General features: G+C 48.5%; 17 protein-coding genes and 1 pseudogene. 8 read left to right on the forward strand and 10 right to left on the reverse strand.

Features of this window, described 5'->3' with window-relative positions; all coding sequences use genetic code 11:
* Positions 1 to 48 precede the first annotated feature (48 nt).
* On the forward strand, positions 49 to 1,284 hold the full coding sequence (locus UNH61_RS06725) for an NAD(P)/FAD-dependent oxidoreductase (protein WP_326991368.1): 1,236 nt from the start codon (positions 49 to 51) through the stop codon (positions 1,282 to 1,284).
* A 97-nt stretch (positions 1,285 to 1,381) separates the two neighbouring features.
* Here UNH61_RS06725 and UNH61_RS06730 read toward each other — a convergent pair whose 3' ends face one another.
* Both UNH61_RS06730 and folK read right to left on the reverse strand, forming a co-directional pair.
* Positions 1,382 to 2,014, reverse strand: coding sequence for a deoxynucleoside kinase (locus UNH61_RS06730; protein ID WP_326991369.1), 633 nt, complete (start codon positions 2,012 to 2,014; stop codon positions 1,382 to 1,384).
* 6 nt (positions 2,015 to 2,020) lie between these two features.
* The gene (gene folK, locus UNH61_RS06735) at positions 2,021 to 2,527 is read right to left on the reverse strand and encodes a 2-amino-4-hydroxy-6-hydroxymethyldihydropteridine diphosphokinase (RefSeq protein WP_326991370.1); all 507 of its coding nucleotides are present in this window, start codon (positions 2,525 to 2,527) and stop codon (positions 2,021 to 2,023) included.
* A gap of 87 nt (positions 2,528 to 2,614) precedes the next feature.
* On the opposite strand from folK, the gene sppA reads away from it, so the two are divergent.
* The 5 genes from sppA (at position 2,615) to UNH61_RS06760 (ending at position 7,337) form a co-directional block, all read left to right on the forward strand.
* Entirely contained in the window at positions 2,615 to 4,375 is a 1,761-nt protein-coding gene (gene sppA / locus UNH61_RS06740) for a signal peptide peptidase SppA (RefSeq protein WP_326991371.1), read from the forward strand.
* Between the two features lie 134 nt (positions 4,376 to 4,509).
* A complete protein-coding gene (locus tag UNH61_RS06745; protein ID WP_326991372.1) occupies positions 4,510 to 5,619 on the forward strand; it encodes an ABC transporter permease in 1,110 nt (369 codons plus the stop codon).
* Positions 5,620 to 5,658: 39 nt separating this feature from the next.
* On the forward strand, positions 5,659 to 6,186 hold the full coding sequence (locus tag UNH61_RS06750) for an SRPBCC family protein (RefSeq protein ID WP_326991373.1): 528 nt from the start codon (positions 5,659 to 5,661) through the stop codon (positions 6,184 to 6,186).
* 15 nt (positions 6,187 to 6,201) lie between these two features.
* Positions 6,202 to 6,732, forward strand: coding sequence for an SRPBCC family protein (locus tag UNH61_RS06755; protein ID WP_326991374.1), 531 nt, complete (start codon positions 6,202 to 6,204; stop codon positions 6,730 to 6,732).
* A gap of 110 nt (positions 6,733 to 6,842) precedes the next feature.
* Positions 6,843 to 7,337 carry a DUF2911 domain-containing protein gene (locus UNH61_RS06760; RefSeq protein WP_326991375.1) on the forward strand — a complete coding sequence of 165 codons (495 nt, stop codon included), beginning with the start codon at positions 6,843 to 6,845 and terminating at the stop codon, positions 7,335 to 7,337.
* A gap of 122 nt (positions 7,338 to 7,459) precedes the next feature.
* Here the strand turns inward: UNH61_RS06760 and bioA are convergent, their stop codons facing one another.
* From bioA to UNH61_RS06790, 6 genes are all read right to left on the reverse strand, one after another.
* Complete coding sequence (bioA, locus tag UNH61_RS06765; RefSeq protein ID WP_326991376.1) at positions 7,460 to 8,755, reverse strand: adenosylmethionine--8-amino-7-oxononanoate transaminase; 1,296 nt, start codon at positions 8,753 to 8,755, stop codon at positions 7,460 to 7,462.
* Between the two features lie 57 nt (positions 8,756 to 8,812).
* Positions 8,813 to 11,269 (reverse strand): ATP-binding protein, encoded by a 2,457-nt coding sequence (locus UNH61_RS06770; protein WP_326991377.1) that lies wholly within the window; start codon positions 11,267 to 11,269, stop codon positions 8,813 to 8,815.
* Positions 11,270 to 11,548: 279 nt separating this feature from the next.
* A complete protein-coding gene (locus UNH61_RS06775; protein WP_326991378.1) occupies positions 11,549 to 13,498 on the reverse strand; it encodes an LTA synthase family protein in 1,950 nt (649 codons plus the stop codon).
* A 62-nt stretch (positions 13,499 to 13,560) separates the two neighbouring features.
* Positions 13,561 to 15,546, reverse strand: a complete 1,986-nt coding sequence (locus UNH61_RS06780; RefSeq protein WP_326991379.1) for a TonB-dependent receptor — start codon at positions 15,544 to 15,546, stop codon at positions 13,561 to 13,563.
* A gap of 60 nt (positions 15,547 to 15,606) precedes the next feature.
* Positions 15,607 to 16,869 (reverse strand): HAMP domain-containing sensor histidine kinase, encoded by a 1,263-nt coding sequence (locus UNH61_RS06785; protein ID WP_326991380.1) that lies wholly within the window; start codon positions 16,867 to 16,869, stop codon positions 15,607 to 15,609.
* An 18-nt stretch (positions 16,870 to 16,887) separates the two neighbouring features.
* Entirely contained in the window at positions 16,888 to 17,559 is a 672-nt protein-coding gene (locus UNH61_RS06790) for a response regulator transcription factor (RefSeq protein WP_326991381.1), read from the reverse strand.
* Positions 17,560 to 17,809: 250 nt separating this feature from the next.
* Between UNH61_RS06790 and UNH61_RS06795 the strand changes: the two genes are divergently transcribed.
* Positions 17,810 to 18,196 (forward strand): hypothetical protein, encoded by a 387-nt coding sequence (locus UNH61_RS06795; protein WP_326991382.1) that lies wholly within the window; start codon positions 17,810 to 17,812, stop codon positions 18,194 to 18,196.
* A 1-nt stretch (position 18,197) separates the two neighbouring features.
* On the opposite strand, the gene UNH61_RS06800 is transcribed toward UNH61_RS06795, so the two are convergent.
* On the reverse strand, positions 18,198 to 18,842 hold the full coding sequence (locus tag UNH61_RS06800; protein ID WP_326991383.1) for a hypothetical protein: 645 nt from the start codon (positions 18,840 to 18,842) through the stop codon (positions 18,198 to 18,200).
* Between the two features lie 81 nt (positions 18,843 to 18,923).
* Here UNH61_RS06800 and UNH61_RS06805 point away from each other — a divergent pair, with 81 nt between their 5' ends.
* A complete protein-coding gene (locus tag UNH61_RS06805; protein WP_326991384.1) occupies positions 18,924 to 20,090 on the forward strand; it encodes a DUF5009 domain-containing protein in 1,167 nt (388 codons plus the stop codon).
* Between the two features lies 1 nt (position 20,091).
* Here UNH61_RS06805 and UNH61_RS06810 read toward each other — a convergent pair.
* Positions 20,092 to 21,207 (reverse strand): annotated as a pseudogene (locus UNH61_RS06810) (serine hydrolase domain-containing protein).
* Positions 21,208 to 21,211: the final 4 nt, after the last annotated feature.

Raw genomic sequence — 21,211 nt, forward strand, 5'->3', positions numbered from 1 at the left:
AGGTTTGTTATTATTGCATGTTCAACCCAGGGTTTTAACAAGATTTTAATGAGTTCAGGACAAAAACGTTTGGTAGTGGCGGGCGGTGGGGCCGCAGGTTTCTTTTGTGCGGTGAATGCAGCCCGGATGTCGCCCGGGCTGGAAGTGGTACTGCTGGAAAAAACAGGGAAGCTGCTATCCAAGGTGAAGGTAAGCGGGGGAGGGCGTTGCAACGTTACACACAATGCCCCTGATATTACGTATATGGCTAAACGTTATCCCCGTGGCCAGCACTTTGTAAAGAAAGCTTTCTCCAGGTTTTTCGTCTCTGATACCATTGCCTGGTTTGCGGAGAGAGGAGTGAAGCTGAAAGCAGAAGACGATGGAAGGATGTTCCCGGTAACGGATAATTCGCAAACGATCATCGACTGTCTCCTGCGGGAGGCAGATAAGTATGGGGTAAGTATCCGTATGCATACCGAAATAACAGGTTTCGGTAAAGAACCGGATGGCCGCTGGCGTTTGCAGTTACAGGGAGGGCAGGCAATACCTGCTGATTACCTGTGTATAGCCACCGGAGGTTTTGCGCAGGCAGATAAATTCAACTGGCTGGCAGCATCGGGGCATACTTTCGCGATGCCCGTTCCGTCGCTCTTCACTTTTAACATGCCAGGTAACCCGGTAACAGCCCTGATGGGCGTAGCTGCCACGGCACATGTGAAAATAGCCGGCACCAAACTACAGGAGCTCGGGCCCTTGCTGATCACGCATTGGGGGATGAGCGGACCGGCAATCCTACGGTTATCGGCCTGGGGTGCCCGCGAACTGCAACAGCTGCAATACACCTTTACTGCCATTGTTAACTGGCTGCCCGACTATAACGAAAATACGTTACGTGAGCACTGGCAGGATCTCCGTTTTGAACTGGGCAAACAAAAGCTCTACCATAAAAATCCTTTCGGCCTGCCGCAGCGCCTCTGGCAATTCCTGCTGGAGCAAACCGGTGCCGGAGCCGAGCTTCGCTGGGCTGATCTCTCCGCCAAAGACCAGAACAGGCTGATGAAGCTCCTCGTAAACATGGAGTTTCCTGTAAAAGGTAAAACCACCTTCAAAGAAGAATTTGTTACCTGTGGCGGTATCACGCTTAGTGAAATAGACCCGGCCACTATGGAGAGCAAGCTGGTACCTGATCTCTTTTTCGCCGGTGAAATCATGGACGTAGACGGCATAACAGGAGGGTTTAATTTTCAGCATGCCTGGACGAGTGGATTTGTAGCTGCGCTGAGAATTACGAATATGGAATGAAGAATTAAGAAACAGAGTGAAGACCTTAGCGGATACCACAATACTCGCTAAGGTCTTCGCTCTGTTTCTTAATTCTTCATTCCATATTCTTCATTCCCTACGATAGCTTCAGGTAGTGAACGCCCGGTTCATACTCTTCTTCCAGTGCTTTCAACAAGCTATTAAAATCTTTAGGATTACGAAGGAAATCTACTTTGGTGGTATCTACGATCAGCGTTCTGACAGGATGTTGCTTGATGTACTGCATGTAGGTATCATGTACACTCAGAAGATACTCATCCGGTATCTGTTGCTCATAAGACCGGTTGCGGTGGCGAATGTTCTCCTGCAGCTTTGTAACAGGCGCATTCAGGAAAATGAGCAGCTCCGGTTGCATGAGCTGGGGATTAATAATATCAAAGAGTTTCTGGTAAAGGGAATATTCTTCTTCCGGCAGGTTGATCTTGGCAAATAACAGGCTTTTGATGAAAAGATAATCTGAGATGATTACATCGCTGAAAAGGTCCTGTGCCTGCAGCATCTCTTTTAGTTGTTTATATCTTTCCGCCATAAAAAACAGCTCCAGTGGAAAGGCATATTGTTGAGGGCGGTCATAAAAAAGTGGGAGGAAGGGGTTATCAGCAAATTCTTCCAATATCAGTTTTGCGGAAAAATGATTGGCGAGCATATTGGCAAGGGTGGTTTTTCCAGCGCCTATATTCCCTTCTATCGTAATAAATTTATAATGCATGAAATGTTATTTTGAAGTAATGCTGTTATTTTCCCTGTATACACTCACCGGACATGTATCCTCACAGTGCGCTGCCAGATAACTTACTGTTTGCTGCAGTACCGGATGTACATAATTGGGAACGATTTCATTCAGTGGAACCAGCACAAACTGCCGGAGATGCATCCGCGGATGCGGGAGCTTCAGCTCCGGGAGGTTCATGATACTGTCGTTAAAAAAGATAAGATCGATATCGATCACCCGCGCTCCCCATTTTTCCTGGCGAACACGCCCGATCGTTCGTTCGATCTCCAATAGTGTATGCAGTAACGTTAGTGCATCCAGTTCAGTGTGGATCTCCAATCCCTGATTCAGGTAGTCCGGTTGTTCTACGTGCCCCCATGGGGCAGTCTGGTATAAGGCGGAAATCTGTACGATTTCCCCGGCTGATTCCGCGATCAATCCGGCCGCCTTCCTGAGGTTCCCGGTACGATCGCCTAAATTGCCACCTATAAGTAATATTGCTGTATTCATGTATATTTCAAGCCCCAAAAGTAGCCATATTCCTTATTTTTGAAAAAATGTATCTTTCTACGTCAGTTTCATCTTAACCAAAAAAGTATGCGTTTCTTTAAAGTATTTTTTGCTTCCCTGCTGGCATTCATCGTGTTTACCCTGCTGTGCGGGGTAGTTTTATTGATAATGATCGGGAAGGCCCTTACCGCTGAAAAGGTGACAATATCCCCCAACGGCGTGTTAACCCTCCAAACCGGACAGGCTTACAACGAACAGAAGCTGGTGAACCCCGTTAACAAATTGATGGGAGGCGAGTCGGCCGAAACCCCGGGTTTATTCCAGGTATTAAGACTGATCGATAAAGCTGCCGGCGACGACAACATTAAAGGGATCTACCTCAAGGTAGACGGTAACCCCAATGGTTTTGCCACCACAGAAGAGCTGCGTGACGCCCTGCTGCGTTTTCGCAAATCCGGGAAATTTGTAATTGCCTATGGAGAGGTGATGACACAAAATGCCTACTACCTGGCTTCCGCCGCGGACAAAATTTACCTGAATCCCAAAGGTGGCGTGGATTTTACCGGTTTTGCCAGTGAACTTCCTTTTGTAAAGGGTACCCTGGAGAAGCTGGAAATCAAACCGGAGATCTTTTACTGCGGTAAATTCAAAAGCGCTACTGAACCATTACGGGAAACAAAAATGACGGATGCCAACCGTATACAAACTACCCAGTTCCTCGGTGAACTGTACGGAAATTTCCTTACCGGCATCAGCCAGACCAGGAAAATTGATACCGCCACTTTACATGGTTACGCCAATGAAAACCTGATACAGGAAGCGGCGGATGCGCTTAAATATAAGCTGGTAGATGGTCTGAAGTATGATGATGAGGTGATGTCGGAACTGAAGGGAAAGACAAATACCAAGGAAGATGAGCAACTGAATGCAGTGACCCTCAATAAATACAATAGCGGCACCGACTTGTCTGATGGCAGTGGAGATGGACGTATCGCCGTTATTTACGCCCAGGGAGATATCGTTGGTGGGCAATCGGACCGGAATAATACCATCGCCAGCGAAGACTATCTGCAAACAATCCGTAAGGTGCGTGAAGACAAGCACATTAAAGCCGTGGTATTCCGGGTTAACTCCGGCGGAGGCAGTGCACTGGCGTCTGAGATCATCTGGAGGGAGTTATCGCTTACGAAGAAAGTGAAACCGGTAGTAGTATCCATGGGCGATTATGCAGCTTCCGGTGGCTACTATATCTCCTGTATGGCCGACAGCATCTTTGCGGAACCCAATACGCTGACCGGTTCTATCGGTGTTTTCGGAGTGATGTTCAATATGCAGGATTTCTTCAAAAATAAGCTTGGGGTTACCTTCGACGGGGTAAAAACTGCCCAGTACGCCGATCTGGGCTCTATGGGCCGCCCGCTCACCGATGTTGAGCGGAAATTCATTCAAAATGGGGTCGACAGTACCTATGCCTCCTTTAAATCGAGGGTAGTGGCTGGTCGTAAGCTGAATCAGGCCGTTGTCGACAGCATCGCCCAGGGCCGTGTCTGGAGCGGGCTGGAAGCCAAACAGCTGGGCCTGGTAGACCGTATCGGCGGTATTAAAGAGGCACTGGCATCCGCTGCTGCCCTTGCGAAGCTCAAAGAATACCGGTTACGCGAGTACCCCGAAATAAAAAGCCCGCTCTCCAAACTGATAAAAGGCCTCGGCGCCGATGCCAGCCTGAACATCGTGAAGAAAGAGCTGGGCATCAATTACGAGTTGTATCAGCAACTAAAGGAAGTCCAGCAGATGCATGGCTCGATTCAGGCGAGAATGCTGTTTAAAGAATTGGGAATTAAAAATTAAAAGCTAAGAAAGAAGAAATAGCAGGAAGAGCTTAGCGGATATCCGCTAAGCTCTTCCTGCTATTTCTTCTTTCTTAATTCCCAATTCTTAATTTTTCTCGTAGTTTTACCGCCGGTTTTTAAAAAGCAGATCAGATGAATGGAGCCAAGTACAGTCAGTTGAGGGCCATGCTAGCCATTACGAAGGGGAGTTTGAGAGGTATTTTCCGTAGCCCTTCCGCCGTAGTGTTCAGTTTGGGCTTTCCGCTGGTATTTATCCTGGTGTTTGGATTTATTGGTAACAGCACCGTTTCCGTGAAAGTGGGAGTGGATCGTGAAACCGATATTAAAACGCAGTTCTATCAGCGGTTGTCGCATGTGGGAACATTGAAGCTGGTGACCGACGAATCGGCCGATGAAATGGAAGATGACCTGAAAAAAGGCCGGCTGGTGGCGGTTTTGAATATCGTACCAACTCCGGGAGCCGATTCAGGGGCCGTGCATTACACCGTGAATATCCGTACTTCTACGGCATCCGATGCTAATAAGAAGGCCATTCTGATGTCGGTGCTGAAAAATCTGACAACGCAACTGGACAATGAAACCTATACCCGGCCTACGGTGGCTACTTTTAAGGAAACCGAGATACCGGGGCGGATGTTCAAAACCATCGATTTTATCCTTCCTGGTCAACTGGGTTTTGCGCTGATGAGTGCAGCGGTATTTGGTACTGCATTTCTCTTTTATAATATGCGTCAGACGCTGGTACTGAAGCGTTTCTTTGCCACTCCCATCAAACGTACCTATATTGTGCTGGCGGAATCGCTGAGCCGTATGATATTTCAGCTGATCAGCTCCGTAGTGATCATCGGATTGGGGCATTTTGCCTTTGGTTTCACGCTGGTAAACGGTTTGGCTACTTTCCTGGAGATGCTGGTATTATCGGTATTCGGCCTGCTGGTATTCATGGGCTTTGGCTTTGTGGTAAGCAGTCTGGCAAAGAACGAGAGCACCATTCCGCCGCTGGCCAACATTTTCACCCTGCCGCAGTTCCTGCTGGCGGGTACTTTCTTCCCGATCGACTCATTCCCTGGCTGGCTGCAGCCGGTTTGCAAGCTGATGCCGCTGACCTGGCTGATTGATGCCCTCCGTAAAGTAGCCTTTGAAGGGCAACATTTATGGAACGTAGGGGGCGATATTGCCATCCTCACCCTATGGGGCATCGTCGTATATGCGGTAGCCGTGAAAGTATTCAAATGGGAATAGTGCTATTTCGTTAGCTTTGTGCTAACAAAATCCCTTCACATGCAAGCCTTGTTCATTATCCTGGGTGCGTTTATTGTTTTTGTGCTGGGACTGTTTATTTTCAGTCTGTTCCTGTCATCTTCTGTTAAAATAGAACGTTCGCTGGTGATCCCGGCTGAGGCAGGGGTCGTGTTTCCCCTTGTAAACGTAGTCCGCAACTGGGAGCGGTGGTCGCCCTGGATGCAGGAAGATCCCGGCGTAAAGATCACCTATGGCGAGAAGGAAAGCGGAGTGGGCGCCAGCTATAGTTGGGAGAGCCGTAACCGCAATGTGGGAAAGGGCCATATGACGTTAACAGAGTCGAAACCCGATCAGTATATCGCTACCAGCATTGATTTTATGAAGATGGGTATTGCCAAAGGGTATTTCCGCTTCGACCCGGTGGCCGGTGGCACCCTGCTTACCTGGGGAATGGTGTGCGACATGGGGCATCATCCCTTGAAAAAGGTAATGGGATTGATGATGGACAGATGGGTGGGTAATGATTTTGAAAAGGGACTGGAAAATATAAAGCGCCTTCCCAAGTAATAATATATTTTTTCTATGCGTTTTTTTAAGTTAGGGCTGATCAGTGTAATTGTAATAGGCGGCCTGATGTTTTTTTTGTCCCTGGCGATGCCGTCGACAGCAGTAGTGGAGCGTACCGGGGTAATACAGGCCCCGATCGACACCGTTTATGCGCACATCAGCAACCTGCGTGCCTGGGCAGCCTGGAATCCCTGGACCCGGCCGGATACTACGGCTCCGCTGGTATTTTCGGAACCATCTGCCGGCGCCGGCGCCTGGTATAGCTGGAATGGCCAGCTCAATAGTGGTAAAGTGACGGTATTAGATAGTGATCCGGGCAAAGGGTTACATTATCTCCTGGATATCAAAAATATGAGACCCGTAAAAGCCGGAATTGAATTGAAGCCTACGGCAGATGGAAAGGCCACCGCTATTTTCTGGCATATGGAAATCAAACTGGGGCTTTTGCCCTGGTGGAAGCTGCGCGGTTTTGTGGCCGACAGGATCTACGGACCCGCTATGGATCATGGCTTAACGACGCTGAGCCGCATCTGCGAAGGAAAATAATATCTATTTATTTTACCATTGATCCAATAGTTTTGTTTTTGCCCGGTTTTATCGCTTAACTTGATAATATCAATTACTACTATTCTTTTACACCGGAAAAACTTAAAAAAATGAAACATTTCTTTCTGGCAACCTTATTTCTGGCTTTCAACAGCCTTCTTTTTGCACAGGAAAAACCACCTAAAAGTCCACATGTTACAGCGGAAGGCAACGGGATCAAAATCGTATACGGACAACCCTCCAAAAGAGGCCGCGTTATATTTGGCCAGCTGGAGCCCTTTGGCAAGGTTTGGCGCACCGGCGCTGACCAGGCTACTGAGATCACCTTCAGCAAAAATGTTGTTTTTGGTGGTAAACCAGTAAAAGCAGGTACTTACACCCTGTTCACCATTCCTGATCCCAAAACCTGGACCGTTATCCTGAATGGAAAGCTGGGCCAATGGGGTGCTTACGACTATGAGAAGAACAAAGGGGAAGATGTACTGGCTGTTAAAGTAAAACGTGAAGCATTAACTACTCCTGTAGAGAAACTTACTTTCACAGTACCAGCCAATGCAGTAGTGTTTGAGTGGGATGATACGAGGGTAACGATTCCCGTGAAGTAAGAAAGAATTACGAATTAAGAATTACGAATTACGGATCAAAGCGAAGACTTTAGCGAATGATAATGATATTTTGTCATTTGCTAAAGTCTTCGCTTTGATCCGTAATTCGTAATTCGTAATTCTTAATTCGTAATTCTTTCTTGCAGCGTCGCAATCAATTCCCTGATACTGGTATACACCTGCTCAAGCTGCTCATTGGTGATGCAGTATGGAGGCAGGATGTACAGGGTGTTGCCGAGCGGGCGGAGCATGATACGTCTGGCTCGGAAAAACCGGTGAAGTTCATCTGCGAGTTCGTTCGTGTATCCGTCGGCGTTAGCTGTTGCGATATCGAAGGCCAGGATGGTGCCTAGCAGTCGTGGTTGTTTGATGATGGAGTAGGTGTGCAGCTCTTCCAGGAACGCTGCATGTTTTTCGTGTATGCGTTGCCGGTTGGCGGCGCAGGCCGGATCTGTAAACAGATCGAGGCTGGCCAGGGCCGCCGTGCAGGCGAGCGGATTGGCTGTGAAGGAGTGGCCGTGGAAGAGGGTCTTGAGTTTATCGTTTGAGAGGAAGGCTTCGTAGATGTTGGCCGTGCTGGTAGTTACGCCCAGCGCCATTGCCCCACCGGTGAGTCCTTTAGAGAGGCATACGATATCCGGCTGGGTGTGCAGGTATTCCATCGCGAAATTTTTTCCGGTTCTGCCAAAGCCGGTCAGCACTTCATCGGCGATCAGCAGGATATCATGGGCATGGCAGTAGCGCAGCAGCTCATCAAAGGCAGTTGCATCGTACATGATCATACCACCGGAGCCCTGTAGCAGCGGCTCGAATATAAATGCCGCAATATCTTCGGGCTGAAGCGCTGTGATAGCCGCTTTCAGCTGATCTATATTATCAGTAGTGGGCACATCCAGAAACTGCACATCAAACAGGCGATCATCAAATACCCTCGTGAATACGCTTCTGCCACTAACACTCATAGCGCCGAAAGTATCGCCGTGGTAGGCATTGTTAAAAGCAAGCAACTTGTGTTTTCGGATACCTTTATTGTCCCAGTACTGGATCGCCATTTTCAACGCCACTTCAATGGCTGTAGAGCCATTATCTGAATAAAATACCCTGCTTTGATTTGATGGCAGGAGCCGTAACAGCCGTTCGGCAAGGTTTACAGCCGGAGGATGTGTATAGCCCGCAAAGATACAATGCTCCAGTTCCATCGCCTGTGCTGCTAACTGTTGCGCAATATGTGGATGCGCGTGCCCATGTATATTTACCCACCAGCTGGAGGTAGCATCCAGGTAGCTGTTGTTTTCTTCATCAAAAAGCAGCGCACCCTGGCCCCGAACAATACCTACCGGAGCAGGTGCTGTTTGCATTTGGGTGTAAGGATGCCAGATGATGTTGAGATCTCTTTCTGCTAAAGATCCTTTCTTCATAAATTAAGAATTGAGAATGAATGCGAAGATAGATCATCGGGAATTCCCAATACTAACTTACAGCTTCTTCCTCTTCAAAATCTTCAACAGATCTTCTGCTGCATATGGCTTCGGCAGTATTTCAGTGATGCCAAGGCTGGAGAGGCGTTCACTCACGTCGGGCATGATATCGGCGGTGAGTATAATAATAAAGGCTTTTGGCTGGAGATTCCGGATATGCGGGATGGTTTCATAGCCGTTCATTTCAGGCATGTGCAGGTCCATGATGATACCATCGAAATCCTGTTGCTGCATTTTTTCCAATGCCTGCCTGCCATTAGTAGCCGTTGTAATGGTGGCTCCTGACTTCCGCAGCTGAAGTTCGAGGATACGGATATTGATGGCATTGTCTTCTACTATTAGTAATTTCATATCATTCAGAAGGCCGTCGATTTGTTTATCTGATTGATGGATATGGCTGGTATCTGTTTCCGGTAGCCGGAAGCAGATATCGAAATAGAAAGTGGTGCCTGTGTTTTTCCGGCTATCGAGCCGGATCTGGCTTTTATGCAGTTCTACCAGTTTGCGGGCGATAGTCAGGCCCAGACCGGTGCCGCCGTGGTGGCGTGTGGTGGCTGCATCTTCCTGTATAAACGTATCGAATATTTTCTCCTGCATGTCGGAGGCAATACCAATGCCGGTATCTTCCACCGAAAAGGCGAGTGTACATTCGCTGTCTGATATACTGCTTACCCGAACCTGAAGGCATACGCTGCCTTCTATGGTAAATTTAATGGCATTGTCGAGCAGGTTATTAAGTATCTGCGACAGGCGATAAGGATCTCCCAGCAGAATAGAAGGAAGCTGTTTGTCTGCTTCCAGCAACAGCTGAACGCCCTTGGAATCGGCCAATGGCTTATGATTTCCGGTAATGCCCCGCAGCAGGTGGGTGATATTGAACCGGATGTTTTCCAGCTCAATCCGGCCAGCCTCCATCTTGCTGAAATCAAGGATATTATTGATCAGTCCCAGTAAATGGTGAGAAGAAAAATCAAGATTCCGGATCATTTCCATCTGACCGGGAGCCGGGTCTTCGTTCATCAGACCGGCGATACCGATGATGGCATTTAGTGGTGTCCGGATTTCATGGCTCATTACCGACAGGAATTCGCTTCTGGCCTGTGCAGCTTTCTGTGCGGCGTCGCGGGCATTCATCAATGCCAGTTCTGCATCTTTCTTATCTGTTATATCCATCAGGATACCCCTGAAATGAGTCAACTGTCCGTCGGCGTTATATTCCGGGCGGCCAACAGTACGCATCCAGGTTCTTTTCCCTTTGGCGGAAATATGCCGCAGTTCCAGGTCGTAGGGGATCTTGTCGTTGAACAGGTGTTCGCGGGCTGTATGTAATACACTAATCTCGTCGGGATGATAGAATTTCAGGGAGGCGTCCAGGGATACGGAAAAATCATGGGATACTTCCCGCAGCTCATACATTTCCTTTGTCCAATACATCTCTCCGGTATCTACATTAAATTCCCAACCGCCCATTTTACCCATCTGCAAACAGATACTTAAAAGCTGGTTGCTACGCCTGAGATCAGCCTGTGCCTGCAGGTATCCGTTGTTCTTTTTCTCGCTTTCAGAAATATTCCTGATCAGCAGCAGCATACGTTTAGGGGTGGGATATATGCTTTTTATCAGCCGCATTTTCAGTTGGTACCAGTTCTGGGGGCTTTGCCTGATATCGGGATATACAAACAGCTGCTCTTCCCCGGTGCGCAGCAACTTATCCGCCAGCTGGTTAAAGCCGTGAGCATGTTCGCCAAGTGCTTCTGCAATGGTTTTGCCGAGTATTTCTTCCTTAGGCCGGAAAAGCAGATGCTCCTGGGTACACCACACATGTGTGAATACCTTCCGGTCGTTCAGCACAAATACAATATCGTCCAGCGTATTCATCATCGCTTCCCGGTCTTCTTCCATTTGCCGGCAACGGTTTTGCCATTCCATCGCTTCTGCGGTGCTACGGGCATGTGTATGCAGGTGCCCCAGTACCTGCAGCAGTGGCTGAAAGAAGGCAATGGTATCTGGTGTATATCCTTCCTGATTGCCTCCCAGGCCAATTACTGCAACAACTGTTTGTTTATGCACGACCGGAAGCCCCAAAAAGCTGCGCGTAGTACCGGAATCGGCAAGGATGACGGGTTGTTCGCCGGAAACAACAGCCTGAAGAGGGGCTGTGAAATTCCAGTTGAACTGAGGCGCCAGGTTGATGGTCGCCATCGTATGAAGAAAAGGAATATTATCTTTTTTACTGATCTCACCGGCAAACCCATACTGGCTGTTGGTAAGTTCCATCATTTGCTGTAGCAGCCGTTCTACCTGATACCGGGTATGGTCGCCGGAGGCATAATCTGCAGACAGGTTGCCTATCAGCTCCAGCAGCTGTTGCTGCCGGACGAACAGGGATTTTCCCGGTATATTTTTTCCGTCAGGATCTCCTTTCAGTGAATCGTTAAAGGGACTTGCCAGCATATTGCGACGTCGGTTTAGTTAGTGATATGGCCACTTATGTACAGAAGCCTGTTTAGGGGGCTGACAATGCGTAACCAGTTATTAGTTCTATATAGCTGCTCGTTTCGTATGGCCGGATGTGAGCGATCCTGCTCCAATCTTGAATGTGTGCAGATAAATTTAATGAATAAACCGGAAAAAGGAACACCGTTGTTAGTTATTTTCTGTTACCCGGTATTTGATTGAAAAAATGCCCGATGCGCTCATCACACATCGGGCACTGATCTTCAATGAAGTTGTTTATTGTTTCATCCCATTGTTTTTAAACAGGGAGTAAGCAGTCTGATAGTTAGCAATGCTATTCTTCAGAAGGTTGCTGTCCATCGGCGCGGGATGCTGCTCGTTCTTTTCGCTGTTCCAGCTAAAGTATTCTGCTTTTTGCTGCGGGCTCAGGATAAGCAGCTTACCAGGTTCCAGGTAGCCCAGTTTCTGATAGGTGCTGATCATGGCCCGTGGCTGGTAGCCCGGCGTCAGCACGTTTTTTCCGTAGAGCCTGGTGGAGTAAGACCAATGCAGCATACCCAGCAGGGTAGGATATATATCGATCTGTGAACACATCGCATTTATCTCCTGTGGTGCGTAACCAGGAACGTTATAGATAATACAGGGGATATGATACTTGCTGATCTCTATTTCATTTTTGCCGGCGCTGCTGGCACAGTGATCTGCTACGAAAATGACGATTGTATTTTTAAACCAGGGTTTGGTACTGATTTTTTTCAGGAATTCGCCAATCGCGTAATCTGTATATTTCACGGCGCCTTCCCGGCTGGAGCCGGAAGGAATATCAATTTTGCCGGAGGGATAAGTAAACGGCCGGTGGTTGGAGGTAGTCATGATGAAATCATAGAAAGGCTTGCCTGTAGCGTATTTTTGGTCTGCGCTTCTAATGGCGGCTGAATAGATGTCTTCATCACAGATGCCCCAGGCATTTTCGAACTGTACTTCGTTGTCGGGGATATTGGTACGGGTAGTGGTGATCCGGTCGTTGCCCAGTTTGTGGCGCAGGCGGTCGGTAATATCGTAGCCATTATTACCGAAGAATTTATTCATATTGTCGAAGTAACCATCGCCACCATAAAAGAACGTGCTTTCGTAGCCAGCCTGTTCAAACAGATAGCCGACGGAGAAAAGATTTTCGTTATTCCTGCGTCGTACGATACTTTGGCCGGGAGTGGGAGGAACGGCCAGCGTTAGTGCTTCCATGCCCCGCACGGTACGGGTGCCGGTAGCGTACATATTAGTGAACAGGATACCTTCCCGGGCAATGCTGTCGAGTACAGGAGTGATATGCTGCGTATTTCCGAAGCGGGTCATAAAATCCGCACTGAAACTTTCGATGGTCACCATGATCACATTCGGTGTAATACGTTGGGTGGTATCCGTTATATTCCGGCGTATATTTCTGCCGCTATCGGCGAATTGACTGCCCGGTTCCTGCAGGAGAGAGCGGAGGCGCCGGAAGGCCCTGTTCTCATCTTCCATCAGGTAATACTTATCATAAGCCAGTTCATTATTGAAATAAGCCGATACGAAGGAATATACACCGGCTTTGGCCAGCTCCTGGGCGTAGCGGTTGGTGCCTTTCTCGGCCCAGGTGTTACTCACCACCAAAACATGGAGTATAGTGAGGCCCAGCAGCGAGCCGAAGATAGTCAGCCGTTGCCGGAAAGGTGTATGGGAACGGAAGCTGTTACGGAATATACCACGGCGACTGAGTATCCAGGTGATTAGTGCGGCAAGCAGCAGCACACCGCCAATCAGGAGAGGCAATGGATACGACTGGTTAATATTGCTGATCACTTCATAGGTGTAAATCAGGTAATCCACGGCGATAAAATCGAACCGGGCAGCGTATTCTCCCCAGAAGGTAAATTCTGCAAAAAAGGAAAATATCAGGATCACCGTGGCCAGGAAAAAACCGGTGTAGGTGAATATCCTGTTAAACAAAGTATTGTTAAGCCTTTGTGGTAAAACCAATAAATAAAAGGCGTAACCGATGGTGAAGAAAAGCGCAACTCCTGCGTCGTAAATAAAGCCCCTGGCAAATATCGCGGGTATATCGGTGGCATTCAGCCCGGCCTGAGGGAAGGCCCAGATTAACAACGCGGTTCGTACAAGGAAGGAGAGAAAAAATATCAAAACACCAAAGCCAAATAAAACAGCGTACCTGCTTCTAAACGATCTCATTTTGTACAGAATGATTAGGATCGCAAAGGTACGCTGTTCCAGGTATTTATAGTGCTCTCGACCTATAAATTAAATTTGATGGAGGCGTTGATGGTACGGCCATCAATAGGGCCCCAAAGCGGTGCAAAAACCGGGTTGCTCACTGAGCCGGTATAAAGCGGTGTATTCTTACCCTGACGGGCATCGAAGATGTTTTCCGCATTCAGCACCACGGTAATATGTTTGCCGAACTGGCGGGAAATCATAGCTGCCCAGAACCAGTAGTTCGGCGTTTTCTGATTGTTATAATCGTATTGGTTGCCCACCCAGCTGTTCTCAATACCGAAGCGCCATTTCCCTTCGATTTCGTAAGCCAGGGTGCTGGCAAATTTATCTTGTGGTGCAAAAGCAACGTTGGTGGAGCCGTCGTTGTTATAGTGAGAAACAGTATGGTTGTAGCCCAGGTAAAGTTCCAGTGCATCCAGTTTGAAACGCAGGTAACTGTCGGTACCCAAACTGTTTACTGCGTACGGCATGTTTGCCAGCAGGTACATATTGTTCTTATCCTGCACGGGGAGGATAGGATCTTTGATATGTGTATAATACAACGCCTGGTTGATGGTTACATCCACTTCACCGAGTGTGGTATGATAGTTACCATCGAAGTTGACGCCTCCACTTTTTTCGGCCTTAACATCGGCGCCAAGAGGCAACAGGTTGCGGTAGCCCAATGTTTGGGTTTGCGTGGTAAAAATAGCGGGCGACTTGTAACCGGTACCGCCACTGAGTCTCAGCGAAAGTCCTTCCACAGGTTTGTAAACGAAAGCCAGGCGGGGAAGTATAAACCAACCGAATACATTGTGGTAGTCGGCCCGCAGTCCGGCTTCTGCCATAAACTGATCGGTAAAGTGATAGCCGTCCTGTACGAAAGCGCCCATTGTGTTGTAGGTATAGTTGTTCAGCAGGGTGCTGTCGCCGCTGGCGCGGCGGTAAATTTCGCCGGTGTTGTTGAGGCCTGCCACCCAGTCGTGTTTGCCGCTGGTTTTGTGGTAAGCTGCTTCCAGGTAAGTATTGGTTTGGTTACCTATCAGTGCAAATGTACCTTCACTGTTTTGCAGATGGAAGAAGCTGCCGTTTCCTTTTACAGAAAGGGTACCGCCGCCGAGGTTTTTGCGGGTGAGCTGCAGTTCCACACTATGGCGGTTGCTGTTATTCACTTCTGTGTATTGATGAATGCCTTCCGCATGGTGTTCGAGTACCTGCATATCTCCGCCTTCGCGTTTTTCGATAGTACCGTTATAGCCGGCAATAAAGGTGGTTTGCGGATTGATATACCAGAAGAAGCGGGGATGCAGCAGATACTGGCGGAGGCGGGGAACGTCGCTGAAGCCGTCTTTGTTCACATCTACGGGATTCTGTGTGGTAACGCCGGCAAAGAGGGAGAGGCCCGTTTTGCCATAACGCTGGGAGTAGAAGGTATTGAAATTAGTTTCTTTCAGGGTAGAGCGGTTCACGAGTACGGACAGTTCCGGTTCGCTGCCGGGTGTTTTCGCAATGAAATTGATGATACCGGCAATGGCGCCGCCACCGTAGAGTGTAGATACGGAGCCTTTGATGATCTCGATCTGTTTCAGATCCAGTGGAGGAATGGCCAGCACACCGAAATTACCGCTGAGACCTTCGTACACGGGCATACCATCGCGCAGCAGCTGTGTATATTTACCATCGAGTCCCTGCATACGGATAGCGTTATTGCCGTTCACCGCGGAGGTGTTCTGAATATGAATAACGGAAAGGTCGCCCAGGATACTGGCCACGTTTCCGGGTTTTATACCGCTTTCCTCCATCATTTCTTCTTTGCCTAACACTTCTACTTTCATGGGAAGGTCTTCAATACGGCTATTGTTTCGGGTAGAGGAAATGATCACTTCGTTGAGGTCTGATACTTTGCTGATAGTATCCTTAGGGGGTAATTGCGTGGTGTCTTTAACATTACCGGGCACGCGGTTTTGCGCATTCAATACGGATGCCGCACCCAATAAAATTCCTGCCAGTAGAATATGTTTCATATATTGATTTATACAGCAAAGAAACAAAGTGAATCTGGAGCAATTCTGAATGGTGGCGTTTTACAGGGTGGCAGTGAAAATATGCCGATCATTCCTGTAATGATATTGTAGGGAGAAGTGATAAGAACCGGCAATTTTTTTAATGATGGCAAGGCCAAGGCCATTCGAATTGGTATAGCTGCTGTTATGTTTTTTGAAACGCTGAAAAACAATGTCGGACGGGATTTCGGGGAGATGACTGGTATTGGAGATGCTGAAGTATCCCGGAGCCAGCCGGATGTCGATACTGCCATGTTCATAATTGTATTTGATGGCGTTGCCGAGCAGGTTGCTGACCAGTATATCCGCCAGGGCGGGGTGCAGGGGCCAGGGAACGTTCGCTGTCATATCCTTGTTGATGTGGAGTTCTTTTTCCCGGATCAGCTCTTCAAACAGCAGCAGGTATTTTTCAACAACGGCATACAGATCCGGTTGTTCGGTAACAGGATACTGCTGGTTCTCGATCTTCGCCAGCAGCAACAGGTTATGATTAAGACGGGAAAGGCGCTGCAGTTCGTCGTAGCTAATGAGGATGCCCTGCTGCTGGGCTTCTGTCAGCGTATCATCCTGTAACAGTAGCTCCAGCTTGCTCTGAGCAATCGCCAGCGGTGTTTGCATTTCATGCGCAGCATCTTCTGTCAGCTCTTTAATATTGACGTAATCCTGGTGGATACGATTCGTCATGTTGCGCAGTGCATTATTCAGCTGGTTGAATTCGAAGGTATCGGTACGCTCAAATACTGCATTGGTCAGCTTATTCAGCTGCAGCTGCTGAATGTTGTAAAGCGAGCGGTAGAAGGGCTTCCAGACCTGGCGGCTGATCAGCCAGTTAGACACCAGCACAAACAGCAGTAGTCCGCCGAAAGCAACCAACATCACATGTATGACATTTTTGATCAGGTCATCTTTTTCAATCAGCGATTTACGCAATATCAGCTCATATTTCCGGCCATGTACATCCACCACCTGGCTTAGCTGCCGGAATGGGGCATAGTCATCTTCCGATGCCTGGTAAATTTTGACGCCCTTCAGCTTAGGTTCATCCTGTACCGGTTTGTCAGTAGGCAGCAATATGAATTCCGAGGTTTGGATATTAAAGATCGGGTTGCTGATGCTGGCGGTATCAAGATAGTGCATCCATTGTTGCTTATCATTCACCAACTCCTCATCCGTTTCATGTTTGATCTCTTTATTGAATTTTACGTACAGGTAATAGGCGCCGCCCGCAAAGATGGGCAGCATAATAAAAAGAAAAAAGATTGTTGTCTTGGAAAGTAATTTCATAATAGCTGATCGCTTTAGCTAACCAAACCGGTATCCGGTACCATATACAGTTTTAATATAATCTTCGCCGCCGGCTTCCAGCATTTTCTTGCGCAGGTTCTTGATATGGGTGTATATAAAATCATAGGAACCTGCCTGGTCGTATTCGTCGCCCCAAAGGTGACCGGCCAGGGCCGACTTGGTAACCACCCGGTGCTGGTTGGCGATGAAATAGAGCAGCAGCTGGTATTCTTTACCAGTGAGGGTGATAGACTTGTTATGTACCAGTACCGTTTTGGAGATTGGTTTAACGGTTATTTCATGAAAGCTGATGGTGGTATTGCCATCGAAATTCTTGCGGCGGAGAATCGCATTAACGCGGGCATTCAGCTCCGAAAGATGGAAGGGCTTTGTCAGGTAGTCATCGGCGCCCAGTTCGAGGCCCTTGAGCTTATCTTCGAGAGAGTCTTTAGCGGAAATAATGATAATGCCCGCGGTGGATTCCTGTAGTTTCAGCTCCTTCACTATGTCCAATCCGTTACCCATGGGCAGTCCTATATCGGCGATGATGCAGTCGTAGTCAAATTCATTGACCTTGTCGCGGGCGGCCGGGAAATCCGCCGCCACTTCCACAATATAGCCCTGCTTTTCCAGGTATTCCTCTATACTGGCCCTGAGCACGGGCTCATCTTCTATAATGAGTACTTTCATGGGGCTAAAAGTAGGGATAATTCCTAAAGAAATTCTGTAGCAGGGAGTTCAGGGGAGATAGTAGCTGTTAATAGGCTATGGTGCTGCTTTATGGAGTTATATTGTTAGGTGTCCGTATTTATTTTTGAGAGACTTTTCATACGTAAATGATATGAGCAGGGGCAGTTTTTTCTTTTCCACATTAAAACTAAGCGTGGTCACTTATCGTAGATAAATACCAAATAGCAAATCATTTCATGCAAGCATTATTATGAATTCTTATTTAAAGATGATTGCAGGCAGGTTATTGCAGAAGAAATACTCGTCCATGGCAGTTTCCCGGCGGCCCAGGCCGGATAAAGATACGAGGGAACTGATAGCGCTGATGGATAATATCCCCAATGCCAGGCTGGTAGCGGCAGCCTATCAGCGAATGATGAGAACAGGCCGGCTGGAAAGGCGTTTCACCAGTGGTGATCCCTGCAGAGGCTGGCTGGAAATGGAACAGATGATATTAGACCGGGAGTTGAGGCGTAAAGAAAATCGCCGTAAAATTATTTGGATGGTGCTGGTGTTTGCTGTGGTAGGGGCTGCTTCTTATATTGGAGGCGTTTACCTGCTGAATCAGGGAAAGAACCTGTCTGTACAGGCAAGATGAATTATACCCTTTTTTCTGAAGTCATGTGAATGGTGCGGGTGCCCGCTTTCACCAATAGTTGTTTACGCGTTTCAGTTAGCCCGTTTGTAAGAATAGTTACTAAATCTTCATGATGACCATCTTCCTGCGTGAAGGAAATTATGCAGGGTTGCTGGTTAATGCCTATGCTGGTCAGATCCAGATAGTGCCCGGTTGCAATTGTTCCGCTGATTAACCGGCCAGAAATAGTGAAATGGGTGCCAGGTTCGGGAAAGGGATACCTGAACTCCAGCTCGGCTACGGTTTGATGGTGCCAGCTGTAGAAGCAATGAGGACATTGCCTTGCTGAAATGGTTCTTGCCAACCCGTTGCAGCGGGGGCAGGTGTTCATGAAAATTTCTTCCCGATGTTTTTCGAGGATGCCTGATGCAATGTTCAGGTAGCACTGATCTACTCCCCGAGCCAACAGCGATAATATTTCGGGATCTTTGGTAAGCCACCCCCGGTCATACATTTTCTCCCGCAGGTGAGGAGCAGTTTCGCTTTGCGCGTAATAGAGTGCATGCCGCATTGCTACCGTTTCTTTAAAAGTCATCAGGTATCCGTAGTGATCGGCAATATATCTGGCGGTAGCAGGATCCATAGTGTAGATAAATGAGTGCAGCAAAATACATATAATTTATTTTCTTTAAAAACGATGAGAACATCCCCGACACATGCTCTTTGTGTGAACAGGATAACTCTCTTTATGACCAACAAAACACAACGACTATACTCCATCGACGCATTCCGTGCAATAACCATGCTGCTGATGATCTTTGTGAACGATGTAAGCAGCGTAAGCCACATCCCTTCCTGGATTGGGCATGTGAGCGCCGATACCGATGGTATGGGCTTCGCCGACACCGTATTCCCGTCTTTTCTTTTTATTGTCGGCTTGTCGCTGCCTCATGCCATCGGATACCGGCTGAAAAAGCAGCAGTCTTTTCTCTCCATTGCATCGCATATCTTTTTGAGATCCCTGGCGCTGATCGTAATGGGGTTTTTCCATGTAAACCTGGAGAGCTACAACGACGCTGCCGTGCTGCCATACCCGGTATGGGAGCTGGTCATTACAGTAGCTTTTTTCCTGATATGGCTGGATTATCCGGATACGCTTTCCCGCAAGCTTCGCTACAGCCTGATCGGCGTGGGGATTGCTGCACTGGTGGCCATGGCCTGGTTGTATAAAGGAGGAGAGCCGGGGCACCCGCACTGGATGGAGCAATCGTGGGGCGGCATTCTGGGAATCATTGGCTGGGCTTACCTGGTGAGTGCCCTGGTGTTCCTGCTGGTTCGCGGGCAATTTGGCTGGTTGCTGGGCGCCACGTTCTTATTCCTTGCGATCAATATCGGTACGCATGGCGGGTGGTGGCACGTGCAGCTGCCGGTAATAGGGGATGCTTCCGCTATTGTGCTGGTTATGGGAGGAACCGTGATATCCGTTTGTTACAGCCGTTTGCTGGCGCAGCAAAGGCTGGTATGGCCGGTACTGACCATCGCAGGCGTTATCGCCATTGTGTTGGGGTTTATAGTGAGACCTTATACGGGAGGTATTTCCAAGATAGGCGCTACGCCGGCATGGGTGCTGATTTGCGGCGGTATCAGCATATTGGTATTTGAGCTGCTGATATACGTGGTGGATGTTTGCGGGAAAACCCGCTGGTACCGCCTGATCCGGTCGGGAGGCACTGCTACACTCACCTGCTACCTGATGCCTTACCTTTTCTACTCCCTGATGATGTTGGCCGGCATCAGCCTGCCGGCATGGTTCAATACGGGCATAGGCGGTATACTGCGCTCCTTTGCCATAGCATTACTACTGATTATGCTGGCAGGGTGGATGGAAAAGAAACACCTGAAGCTGAAAATATAGGTTATAGCTTCACCCGGCGTGGCCAGGGTGTTTTGGGATCATTCACTGCACTCCATAGCAGCCCGTCAAGATCATTGAAGAAGGCGCCATTTGTGCGGGTATTACATAGTATTACCCAATTAAATCCCTTTTTAGCCCGGATGATTTCTGTGGCTGTACCTGGCAGGGAGCCTGCATGCCACCAGTTTTGATAGGCGTTCACACCCCAGCCGAGCGCATATCCTGGATTGGCCGCAGAACCGGTGGTCATAGCTGTAATGGAACTATCGCGCAATACATCAGGAGGATTCGGAAACCCGTCTACATGCAGGAGGAAACGGGCCATATCGATGGCTGAGGCGATCCATCCGCCGTGGGCATCCATGCGGCTGATGTTGTACATATACGGATCCTCGCTATTCTGGCCATAGTAGATGACTTCACCGGGTTTGCGTTGCTCCCGGGTATTGCCGCCTATTTGCATGGAGCTGATGCCTGCCGGGGTGAGAATGAGCTTTTTCACTGCTGCGTCATAAGGCATGCCAGTCAGTTTTTCGATCACACGGCCCAGGATGCAATATCCAAAATTAGAGTAGGCGAATACTTTGCCTGGCTGGTTGGTGAGGCCCTGGTGGTCCAGCGTCCACGAGATCAGTTCTTCCGCAGTCATTTCCGGGTGATGAAACATCGGATCGGTGAAGTTGTTGGTCCAGCCACCGCTCGTATGCTGCAACAGCTCCCGGATGGTGATCTATTGAACGCCGGTCGCATAGGGAGGATGGCCATATTGGGTACCCAGTATGGAGCCGGGGCCAAATACCCGGTCGTTGAGGGTGAGTTTCTTTTCTTCCACGAGTTTTAGTATAGCCGTGGCTGTTATTGGTTTGGAAACACTGGCGAGGCGGAAAAGACTATTCGGAGTAATGGCTGTTTTGAGCGAGGTATCTGCATAGCCATACCCTTTGGCATATACGATTTCGCCGTTGCGGGTAACAACAACAGCGATGCCGGGAACATGATAATGTTGCATAAAAGCGTGTACGCTGTCATCTATCCCGGGCAGGGATTGGGCATTGGAAAGAAGCCCAGGGGCAAGGCTGCAAAGCAGGCAAAGCAATAGTTTACATGGGGCTGTCATGATA

The sequence above is a fragment of the Chitinophaga sp. 180180018-3 genome (genome assembly GCF_037893185.1).
Classification (GTDB): domain Bacteria; phylum Bacteroidota; class Bacteroidia; order Chitinophagales; family Chitinophagaceae; genus Chitinophaga.

Excerpts from the sequence above, each read along its gene's own strand:
- folK (WP_326991370.1), bottom strand. The coding sequence starts at position 2,527 with ATGAATACAGCAATATTACTTATAGGTGGCAATTTAGGCGATCGTACC.
- UNH61_RS06785 (WP_326991380.1), bottom strand. The coding sequence starts at position 16,869 with ATGAAATTACTTTCCAAGACAACAATCTTTTTTCTTTTTATTATGCTG.
- UNH61_RS06790 (WP_326991381.1), bottom strand. The coding sequence starts at position 17,559 with ATGAAAGTACTCATTATAGAAGATGAGCCCGTGCTCAGGGCCAGTATA.
- UNH61_RS06760 (WP_326991375.1), top strand. The coding sequence starts at position 6,843 with ATGAAACATTTCTTTCTGGCAACCTTATTTCTGGCTTTCAACAGCCTT.
- UNH61_RS06745 (WP_326991372.1), top strand. The coding sequence starts at position 4,510 with ATGAATGGAGCCAAGTACAGTCAGTTGAGGGCCATGCTAGCCATTACG.
- UNH61_RS06780 (WP_326991379.1), bottom strand. The coding sequence starts at position 15,546 with ATGAAACATATTCTACTGGCAGGAATTTTATTGGGTGCGGCATCCGTA.
- UNH61_RS06770 (WP_326991377.1), bottom strand. The coding sequence starts at position 11,269 with ATGCTGGCAAGTCCCTTTAACGATTCACTGAAAGGAGATCCTGACGGA.
- UNH61_RS06750 (WP_326991373.1), top strand. The coding sequence starts at position 5,659 with ATGCAAGCCTTGTTCATTATCCTGGGTGCGTTTATTGTTTTTGTGCTG.
- bioA (WP_326991376.1), bottom strand. The coding sequence starts at position 8,755 with ATGAAGAAAGGATCTTTAGCAGAAAGAGATCTCAACATCATCTGGCAT.
- UNH61_RS06795 (WP_326991382.1), top strand. The coding sequence starts at position 17,810 with ATGAATTCTTATTTAAAGATGATTGCAGGCAGGTTATTGCAGAAGAAA.
- UNH61_RS06775 (WP_326991378.1), bottom strand. The coding sequence starts at position 13,498 with ATGAGATCGTTTAGAAGCAGGTACGCTGTTTTATTTGGCTTTGGTGTT.
- UNH61_RS06805 (WP_326991384.1), top strand. The coding sequence starts at position 18,924 with ATGACCAACAAAACACAACGACTATACTCCATCGACGCATTCCGTGCA.
- UNH61_RS06755 (WP_326991374.1), top strand. The coding sequence starts at position 6,202 with ATGCGTTTTTTTAAGTTAGGGCTGATCAGTGTAATTGTAATAGGCGGC.
- UNH61_RS06725 (WP_326991368.1), top strand. The coding sequence starts at position 49 with ATGAGTTCAGGACAAAAACGTTTGGTAGTGGCGGGCGGTGGGGCCGCA.
- sppA (WP_326991371.1), top strand. The coding sequence starts at position 2,615 with ATGCGTTTCTTTAAAGTATTTTTTGCTTCCCTGCTGGCATTCATCGTG.
- UNH61_RS06730 (WP_326991369.1), bottom strand. The coding sequence starts at position 2,014 with ATGCATTATAAATTTATTACGATAGAAGGGAATATAGGCGCTGGAAAA.